The 1,648-nt window shown below is 41.6% G+C and carries 3 protein-coding genes; all 3 read right to left on the reverse strand.

Features of this window, described 5'->3' with window-relative positions; all coding sequences use genetic code 11:
- Nucleotides 1-107 precede the first annotated feature (107 nt).
- A complete protein-coding gene (locus tag LNL84_RS19560) occupies nucleotides 108-512 on the reverse strand; it encodes a hypothetical protein (RefSeq protein WP_244359536.1) in 405 nt (134 codons plus the stop codon).
- A gap of 150 nt (nucleotides 513-662) precedes the next feature.
- A complete protein-coding gene (locus LNL84_RS19565; RefSeq protein ID WP_244359538.1) occupies nucleotides 663-1,142 on the reverse strand; it encodes a hypothetical protein in 480 nt (159 codons plus the stop codon).
- Nucleotides 1,143-1,281: 139 nt separating this feature from the next.
- On the reverse strand, nucleotides 1,282-1,648 hold a 367-nt coding region (locus tag LNL84_RS19570), incomplete at its 5' end, for a VOC family protein (protein WP_244359539.1).

Here is a 1,648-nt window from a genome sequence, read left to right on the forward strand (position 1 = left end):
TTGTTAAGTTGCAGCTAACTGCCACGACACTCAATCAAAGCCACCATAATCACTGAACTCGACCGAACCAAAAATGCCACAGGTTAGCTGTCAGCTTGAACAAATTGTTAGGCATGTGGTTCCATGAGCGCCTTGAACTTATTGTAAGAATCCCAAAGAACACCATTAACGCCCGGCTCATTATTTTTGTTTAGTGGAGAGAATTGATCGTGAAAATCTCGATTACTGGACATGTAAACTGAATCAACTCCGTCTTCAAACTGATCCCCCGTAATATCAATAATCAAGCCATCTAATTCTAGCCAACCGTGTGAACCAATTTCGTTTTCACCATATACGTACAATAAATTCTTAGCACCTTTGCTTATTAGGTACTGTGCTAAAAGGTCAGCTGAACAACCGCAGGAATAATTTGGAAAATCACCAAAGAATGTTTTGCTAATATGATCATGGTGCTGTTCGAATACTTCTCTAGCTTTGAACACGATTCTTCGCAGTTCATCAATATCCATTTTGTTTCCTCTGTAATGCCTAACGCCCAATTAAGGGGTGAACAACGCCTCCACCCAAACCTAAAGCATTGTGCCATAAACACTAAATTTGAAGTAGAAGCAAAAATGCCAAGCGTTGTGAATCCCTCTTAAATTGCTTGTTAGGCTAATTTACCACTCACGAACGTAAATCTGTTCTCCATTACGATAGATGTAATAAACGAAAAATGATGACTTAGCCTTCTCTATAAATTCTTGATCACTATATCCAGCAGTATCAATTATTACGCTATTGAGGCTATCACCCTTTGCCAACTCGCATCGAAACTTATATACGAAGTCCAAGGAACCAACGAATTCATGAGCACATCGACGACGCTCACTCTCTGTAGCCATGTCGTCACGCCATGAAACTTCGAATACACTACCTTGAGATACTGTATACCAACGATCTTTTTCTTCAGCCCATACCATTAATGCTGTTAGAGCAGACGTAACTACGACCACCAATGGTTCTGGGCTTGAATCTAGCACATACCAAATCAGACCCGCGACAGCTGTAGTTAGAGGTAACAACGCCTTCCGATTATTCCAAAGCCAATCCTTCACACGCTGGGAAGCGCGCAGAAAACTATATTTAAAACTTCTCATATTTTGAAGATTTCACCTATTAGCCTAACGCCTTGTTAAGTAGCAGCTAACTACCACTGCACCCAAGCAAAACCACCGTAATCACTGAACTCAACCAAACCAAAATCGCCAAACGTTAGCTGTCTGCTTGAACAAATTGTTAGGCGCGTTCTTTTTCAAGTGCGTATTCTTTTGAACCACAAGCTACTTCCCATAGATGACCATCTGGGTCAGAGAAGTAACCCGAGAAACCACCCCAAAACACTGGCTGCCCATCTTTGACAATATTGCCACCGTGAAGCTTGGCTTTTTGTAGCAGAGATAAAACCTCTTTTGACGAACTCACATTGTGAGCGAGAGTAATACCCGAAAATCCGCTACCTTGTTGAGAGATGCCAATATCCTTGGCCAATTCATCTCTTGGAAACAAAGCTAACTCTGTACCATCCAAGTGATAGAAAATAATCTCACTAGATTCGTAGTCAGTCCGCTCAAGCTCAAGTACCGACTCGTAAAACTTTGCCGAG

Origin of the sequence: Vibrio gelatinilyticus, assembly GCF_022836845.1 — a bacterium.
In the GTDB taxonomy this organism is placed as follows: domain Bacteria; phylum Pseudomonadota; class Gammaproteobacteria; order Enterobacterales; family Vibrionaceae; genus Vibrio; species Vibrio gelatinilyticus.